At 72.0% G+C, this 6,455-nt stretch carries 8 protein-coding genes; 1 reads left to right on the top strand and 7 read right to left on the bottom strand.

Annotation, left to right across the window (positions count from 1 at the left end; all coding sequences use genetic code 11):
• The 6 genes from YWW_RS0119800 to YWW_RS0119775 all read right to left on the bottom strand — a co-directional run bounded on the left by YWW_RS0119800 (nucleotide 1) and on the right by YWW_RS0119775 (nucleotide 4,537).
• Complete coding sequence (locus YWW_RS0119800; protein WP_026931468.1) at nucleotides 1-1,002, bottom strand: LacI family DNA-binding transcriptional regulator; 1,002 nt, start codon at nucleotides 1,000-1,002, stop codon at nucleotides 1-3.
• Between the two features lie 88 nt (nucleotides 1,003-1,090).
• Nucleotides 1,091-2,203, bottom strand: a complete 1,113-nt coding sequence (locus YWW_RS0119795; protein ID WP_026931467.1) for a glycoside hydrolase family 53 protein — start codon at nucleotides 2,201-2,203, stop codon at nucleotides 1,091-1,093.
• A 2-nt stretch (nucleotides 2,204-2,205) separates the two neighbouring features.
• Nucleotides 2,206-2,607, bottom strand: a complete 402-nt coding sequence (locus YWW_RS31725) for an ABC transporter permease subunit (RefSeq protein ID WP_051326071.1) — start codon at nucleotides 2,605-2,607, stop codon at nucleotides 2,206-2,208.
• A 187-nt stretch (nucleotides 2,608-2,794) separates the two neighbouring features.
• The gene (leuE, locus tag YWW_RS0119785; protein ID WP_026931466.1) at nucleotides 2,795-3,457 is read right to left on the bottom strand and encodes a leucine efflux protein LeuE; all 663 of its coding nucleotides are present in this window, start codon (nucleotides 3,455-3,457) and stop codon (nucleotides 2,795-2,797) included.
• Nucleotides 3,458-3,572: 115 nt separating this feature from the next.
• The gene (locus tag YWW_RS0119780) at nucleotides 3,573-4,019 is read right to left on the bottom strand and encodes a group II truncated hemoglobin (RefSeq protein ID WP_026931465.1); all 447 of its coding nucleotides are present in this window, start codon (nucleotides 4,017-4,019) and stop codon (nucleotides 3,573-3,575) included.
• 65 nt (nucleotides 4,020-4,084) lie between these two features.
• Nucleotides 4,085-4,537 (bottom strand): hypothetical protein, encoded by a 453-nt coding sequence (locus YWW_RS0119775; RefSeq protein ID WP_155830279.1) that lies wholly within the window; start codon nucleotides 4,535-4,537, stop codon nucleotides 4,085-4,087.
• A gap of 166 nt (nucleotides 4,538-4,703) precedes the next feature.
• Here YWW_RS0119775 and YWW_RS0119770 point away from each other — a divergent pair, with 166 nt between their 5' ends.
• A complete protein-coding gene (locus tag YWW_RS0119770; RefSeq protein ID WP_026931463.1) occupies nucleotides 4,704-5,282 on the top strand; it encodes a hypothetical protein in 579 nt (192 codons plus the stop codon).
• Here YWW_RS0119770 and YWW_RS31720 read toward each other — a convergent pair.
• Nucleotides 5,242-6,291 carry an AI-2E family transporter gene (locus YWW_RS31720; protein ID WP_081687596.1) on the bottom strand — a complete coding sequence of 350 codons (1,050 nt, stop codon included), beginning with the start codon at nucleotides 6,289-6,291 and terminating at the stop codon, nucleotides 5,242-5,244. The two genes, YWW_RS0119770 and YWW_RS31720, sit on opposite strands and share 41 nt — an antisense overlap.
• Nucleotides 6,292-6,455 lie beyond the last annotated feature (164 nt).

Raw genomic sequence — 6,455 nt, 5'->3', positions numbered from 1 at the left:
TCAGGCGGACTCGCGGATGATCAGTTCGGTCGGCAGGACGACGGGCTCGACCGGCTCGTCGTCGAGCAGGGCGGTGAGGAGCCGGACCGTCTCCTCGGCGACCGTCGCCAGCGGCTGGCGCACCGTCGTCAGCATCGGCCTGGTGGCGGTGGCGACGGCCGAGTCGTCGAAGCCGCCCACGGCCACGTCGTCGGGCACCCGGCGGCCCGCGGTGTGGAGGACCTGGAGCGCTCCGGCGGCCATGAGGTCCGAGGCGACGAAGACCGCGTCGAGGTCGGGGACGGTCTCCAGCAGCCGCCGCATGGCCGCCTCGCCGCCGGCTTGGCTGTAATCGCTGTGGACGACCATCTGCTTGGTGGCCCTGCGGCCCAGGACGCTGGTGAAGCCTTCGAGGCGGAGCGAGCCGCCGGGCGTGTCGAGCGGGCCGGTGATCATGCCGATCCTGCGGCGCCCCCGCGCCACCAGGTATTCGGTCATGGCGCGGGCGCCGCCGCGGTCGTCGGCCGCGGCGTAGGGGATGACCGATTCGCGGCCCAGCACGGCGCCGCAGGCGACGGCGGGCACGTCCGAGCGCTCGATGGCCTCCAGGAGCGGGTCGCCGGAGTGAGTCGAGATGAGCAGGGCGCCGTCGGCGTGGCCGCCGCGCAGGTAGCGGGCCACGCGGTCGCGGCCGCCGTCGTCGCCGGCGACCATGAGCACCAGCGACATGTCGCGCTCGGCCAGTTGGTTCGTGGCCACGCGCATGAGCACGCTGAAGTTCGGGTCCTCGAACAGCCGCTCCTGCGGTTCGGACAGGACCATGACGATCGAGCCGGTGCGGTTGGTCTTGAGGCTGCGGGCGGCGCGGTTGACGACGTAGCCGGTCTCGGCCACGGCCCTGCGCACCGCCGTCTCGGCCGCCAGCGAGACGTTCCCCTTCTCGTTGAGGACGCGCGAGACCGTGCCGCGCGAGACACCCGAGGCCGCCGCGACATCGTTGATCGTCGGTCGTTTCCGTGCCACTTGCACAACACTCCCTCGCTTTCAAACCATTATCCCCGCCCGTCGAGCCGCCGGGAGGCCTCCCAAGGGGAAGAAGACCTCCCGACGCTCAGGCGCCGCCGAGCGCCCGCAGCGCGGGCAGTGCGTCGCCGTCGAAGTCGAACAGGGTCAGTCCGGCCCACCCGTTGCCGCCTTCGCCGACGTCGTCGCCGTACTCCATGCCCGCCCGGGAGGCCCAGGTGGTGCCGTCGACGGGCAGCCAGGCGGGCTCCCAGTAGACGGCGCCGAGGCCGTGCCCGTTGGGAACGGCGGCGACGGCGGCGTAGAGGTCCCGCAGGAAGCGCGCCTGGCCGTCGGCGTCGGCAGGGTAGCCGGCCTTCGCGACCAGTTCGGGCGTGACGAGCGAGCGGTGCCCCTCGGGCGAGGCCTCGGTGTGGGCGCAGGCGGTCTCGACGACCAGGACGTCCTTGCCGTAGCGGGTCGCGATGTCGTTCATGTTGCGCGACAGGTCGTCCAGGGTGCCATGCCAGAACGGGTAGTACGACAGGCCGATGACGTCGCAGTCGACGCCGCGGGCGAGGGCGCGGTCGAACCAGCCGCGGTACAGCTCGTTCGCGCCGCCGAAGTCGAGGTGGATCACCGATCGGACGCCTTCGGGCACCGCGGCGAGCCCGGCCTTGAGGAGCCCGGCGAGCCGGTCCCAGGCGGGCTCGTCGTCGGGGCCGAAGGCGCGGGCCCCGTCGTCGAAGCGCGGGGTCCGGCCCTCTGGCCACAGCATCCCGTTGGTGATCTCGTTGCCCACCTGGACCATCTCGGGCGCGAGGCCCTCGGCGTCGAGGCGGGCGAGGACCTCGGCGGTGTACTCGTGCACCTTCGCTTCGAGGGCCTCTCCGGTGAGGCGCCTCCAGCTCTTGGGGGTCGACTGCTTCTTGGGGTCGGCCCAGAAGTCGGAGTAGTGGAGGTCGAGCAGGAGCCCCAGGCCGCTGTCCCCGGCGCGGCGGGCGAGCCGGACCGTGGCCTCGAGGTCGTTGGTGCCGCCCATGTAGGGCGCCCCGGTCTCGTCGTAGGGGTCGACCCAGGTTCGCAGGCGGACGGTGTTGACGCCGGACTCGGCGAGGAGGCCGAACAGCTCGCGTTCGCGCCCGTCGGCACGGAAGGCGCCGCCGAGGGACTCGACCTCCTCGGTCATCGACACGTCGGCGCCGCGGACGGGAACCATCATGCTCAGCCTTTCTCCGCCCCGGCGGCGGCCCCGGTGACGAGGTAGCGCTGGAGGACGATGTAGAGGATCGTGATCGGCACCGCCGGCACGACCGCGCCGGCCGCCTCGATCGCGGCGGCCTCGTCGAGACTGGCGGGGAGGCTGTCGGTGCAGCCCTTCGTCAGCCAGATGTTGTACGGCAGGGCCGCGGCGATGCTCACCAGCGCCAGGCCGGTGAGCGAGTCGAGCAGCCCGAAGTTGAGGAAGAGCATGTAGACGGCGATGGAGGTCGGGAAGGACGGGAACATCTGGAGGATCAGGATACTCAGCAGCCCGGCCTTGCGGCCGCGGAGGCGGACGCGCGAGCACACGCATCCGCACAAGGCCGCCGGGAGGACGCTGCCGACCATGTGCAGGGTCGCCACGTACAGGGAGTTGAGGCACCAGCGGCCGTAGTCGGTCTCGGTGAACCGGCGGACGTAGTTGTCGAAGCCGGTGTCGGTGGGGGTGGGCGTGGCCGAGGCCAGGCTCCCGCCGGGCCCCAGGGAGGACCGGCAGGGTGGTGTAGCGCAGTTGGCGGATCGGGCCGGCGCCGTCGAGGCGGGCGGCGGCTCAGCCGGTGGCGAGCTTGGCCGCGAAGCCGATCATCACCGCGCCGACCAGGCCGTTCCCGGCGGCCGCGAGGCGGCGGCGCTCGCGGAACAGGCGCGCGAAGCGGTCGCCGGTGACGATGAGCGTCGAGAGGTAGGTCGCCGAGCAGAACTGGCAGATGAGGTACAGGACCAGGTAGCTCAGCACCGGCCACTCGTAGGCGGGGTCCACGAACTGGACGAAGAACGCCACGAAGAACAGGATCGCCTTGGGGTTGAGCAGGCTCGCGATGAGCGCGCGCACGTAGGGGCGCTCGGCCCGCGCCGGGGCCGCGGCGGCGATCGCCGCCGCGGCGTCCGCGAGCGCCTCGCCGCGCCGGGCGGCCCTCCAGGCCTTCCAGCCGGAGACGAGCAGGCCGGAGGCGAGATAGACGAGGTAGACCACCCCGGCCCAGCGGACGGCGTTGTACAGGAACGGGGAGGCCGCGAACACCGAGGCGAGGCCCGCGGCCGAGGCGACCATGAGGACCGAGTCGCCGCAGAGGACGCCCGCGGCCGCCGCGAACCCGGCCCTGCGCCCCCGCCTGGAGGCCACCGACAGCACGTACAGCGAGTTGGGGCCGGGCAGCAGGATGATCAGGACGGTGGCGACCACGTAGGTCCACAGGTCGACGGTGCCGAACATGGGCGGATCCGATTCGCTTGGCGGGCTGGCGGGGCGGCGGCGCGAGGCGGTGCCGCTGAGCCAGCCTACGGCCGCCCGGCCCGGCCCGCCAAGCGCGCCGGGCGCCGATCGGAACTCACGGCCAGCGCGGCACCTCCTGGCAGGGGTGCAGGTCCCCATCGTTGTCGGCGTGCGAGTTGACCTGTGCCACTTCGGTGCCGAAGACCATGTAGTCGTGGACCTCCCCGAGGACCGCCGCGTCGTCGGACAGGCCCTGCTCCTTCGCGGCGGCGTCGAACAGCTCGACGAACCGCTGCCGCTGCTCGTCGGTGACGGCGAGGCCGCGGTGCGCGGCGAGGATGGCGGCGAAGCCGCCCAGTTCGTCGGTGTAGCGGGTGGCGCCGCCGAACACTTCGGCCAGGAAGGCGGTCAGGTGGTCGACGTGGTGGGGCGCGCCCTCGCCGAACAGGGGTTGGAGGAGCGGGTCGCGCAGTACCGAGGCGTAGAAGGCCTCGACGGTGCGGCGGATGCCCGCCTCGCCGCCGAGCCGCTCGTACAGGGCGCTGGCTGCCGTGTCGGTCATCGGGTTCCCTTTCTCGGGTGCGAGCGGTCGGGGTCCAACCGCTTCGCCGATTCGACTGTAGCCGCTCAGATCGCCTGGTACGCGTCGTAGAGGCTCAGCAGCCGCGTGTGGAGATCGTCGAGTTCGGCGTCGGTGACGTTGCGGCTGTCATCGAAGGCGAAGATCTCGGGCAGGTGCCACAGGACGGTGTCGTGGTCGACCTTCCCGGCGACGAAGGGCCTGGCGGCGCGGATGAGCGGCGGCACGGGCGCGTCGGCGGGCCTGCGGCGGATGGAGTCGTAGACGCACAGCGTCCGCGTCCCGTCCTCGCCGGTCTCGACCGCGCACGGGTAGATGGCGTCCTCGTCGGCGGGCGGGGACATCAGGAGGTAGACGGTGCCGGTGTCCGCGTCGCGCATGGGCCGGTTGCGGGGCAGGCGCCTGAGCAGCGTCCACAGTCGGGCGACGGCGTCGCGGCGGTTCCTGGCGTATCCGCCGAAACGCCACACGGTGAACGCCCGGCGGGCCTTGGTCAACATCGTCATCACAGTACGGGCCGGGGCGCCGGAGCGCGTAGTCCGATGTCGCCGAGCCTCCCCCGGTCGGGGGAGGCGGTTCCCGCCGTCGCGGGAGGCGGCGGGCGGCCTCGGCGCGGAAGGTGGTGCCATCGCCGCCGCGCGGGCGGCGCGAGACGAGGAGTGGACCATGCAGACACAGCGGACGCTTCCGACGTTCCGGCCGGAGCTGGTGCCGCGCTGGGCGAAGCTCGCCGCGTGGGGAGTGCTGGCCTCGGTCATGCCGTCGGTCGTGTGGCGGATGCAGATGGCGGTCAGCGCGCTGGCGACCGGTGACAATCCATGCGTCAACACGGCGGTCACACCGGTGTTCGAGTGGGTCTACATCATCGCGATCCTGCCGACCGTGCAACTCGGCTGCGCGCTGCTGGCGTTCGGCCTGATCCGGCCGTGGGGCGAGGTGTTCCCGCGGTGGATCCCGGTGGTCGGCGGCCGAGCGGTGCCAGTGGTCTTCGCAGCGGCCCTGGCGGTGGCTGGCGCGCTGGCGGTGGCCGCCTTCTTCGTCTACGGCGCGGGCGATCGGCCGCCGAAGAATCCGCTGCCTCCCGGCTGCGGGCAACCAGGGCGGGACGTGCTCGTCTACTACTCGACGATGGTGGTGTGGCCGCCGCTGCTGCTGGCGCTCACCTGGCATTACGTGCGGCGGCGCCGTATCGGGCAGGCGGCGCTCAGCTCTCGTCGAGGCGGGGGAAGACCAGTTCGCGGATGATGAGGCGGACCGCGGCGTAGAAGGGGATCGCCAGGATGACGCCGATGACGCCGAAGAGCGCCGCGCCGATCAGGACGCTGACGATCGAGGCGAGGTCGGAGACCTTGACGGCGCTGCGCATGACCGTCGGGTAGATGAGCCAGTTCTCCAGCTGCTGGTAGAGCAGGAAGAAGATCACCGAGATCAGTGCGGTCGTCGGCGAGACGGTCAGGGCCACCAGCGTCACGATGATCGCGCCGATGGTGGCGCCGATCTGCGGGATGAGGTCGCTGATGGCGACCACGACGGCCAGGATCGCGGCGTAGGGGATGCCGACGATGGCCATGAAGATCCACGAGGAGGCGCCGGCGACGACCGCGATGGCGAGGGCGCCGATGAGGTAGGCGCCGACCTGCTGGAGGATCTGGTCGAGCAGCTCGGCGGCCCGGTCGCGCTTGGAGGCGGCGACGAGGCGCAGCGCGCCGCCGCGGATGCGGTCGTGGCCGCCGAGGATGAACAGCGCCAGGATCACGCAGGTGGTGAACCAGCCGATCGCGCCGGCGGCCGTGGCGACGCCGCCGAGGAAGCCGCCGAGCGCGTTGGAGATGTTCTCGCCGGTCAGGAACGACTGGGCCTGTTCGAGGATCCTCGTCTCGCCGCCGAAACGCTCCAGCAGCGAACTGGACATGAGGTCTTCCCAGTAGCCCGGGGCGGCCTGGATGAACTCGGTGCCCTCGCGCACGACGATGGGGATGATGAGGCCGATGCCGCCGCAGATCAGCAGGAACAGGCTGAAGATCAGGATCATCACGGCCAGCCAGCGGGGCAGGCCGCGCCGGGTCATCAGCGAGACCGGCCGGTTCATGCCGATCGCGAGGAATCCGGCCACGACCAGGACGATGAGGAGGGTCCGCAGTTCGGTGACCGCCCACACCAGGGCGGCGGCGAGCGCGAAGCCGACGCCGAGCAGGATGCCCGCCTGCACGGGCGGGGTCTGGGAGAGACTCCTGCGGGTGGGCAGCCCTGCCATGTGCGAACCTCCGGCTCGATGGGTTCCGTCGCTGTGAGCAGGTTACCCGGCCCGCTCCCTCCAGCGGACCCCGGCGCTGTCGCCGCGCCCGGTCGGCGGGTCGGCGCGACACGGGGGCGCGGGTGTCGGCGTCCACTCTCACCGCTGGGCGGTGGACCTCGGAC

The sequence above is a fragment of the Glycomyces tenuis DSM 44171 genome, assembly GCF_000427885.1.
GTDB lineage: Bacteria > Actinomycetota > Actinomycetes > Mycobacteriales > Micromonosporaceae > Glycomyces > Glycomyces tenuis.
Note: the sequence above shows the minus strand (reverse complement) of the source record. Positions and strands in the feature narration are given on the sequence as shown.

Coding starts and splice junctions, on each gene's coding strand:
- YWW_RS0119795 (WP_026931467.1), bottom strand. CDS start 2,203: ATGATGGTTCCCGTCCGCGGCGCCGACGTGTCGATGACCGAGGAGGTC.
- leuE (WP_026931466.1), bottom strand. CDS start 3,457: ATGTTCGGCACCGTCGACCTGTGGACCTACGTGGTCGCCACCGTCCTG.
- YWW_RS0119780 (WP_026931465.1), bottom strand. CDS start 4,019: ATGACCGACACGGCAGCCAGCGCCCTGTACGAGCGGCTCGGCGGCGAG.
- YWW_RS0119775 (WP_155830279.1), bottom strand. CDS start 4,537: ATGTTGACCAAGGCCCGCCGGGCGTTCACCGTGTGGCGTTTCGGCGGA.
- YWW_RS0119770 (WP_026931463.1), top strand. CDS start 4,704: ATGCAGACACAGCGGACGCTTCCGACGTTCCGGCCGGAGCTGGTGCCG.
- YWW_RS31720 (WP_081687596.1), bottom strand. CDS start 6,291: ATGGCAGGGCTGCCCACCCGCAGGAGTCTCTCCCAGACCCCGCCCGTG.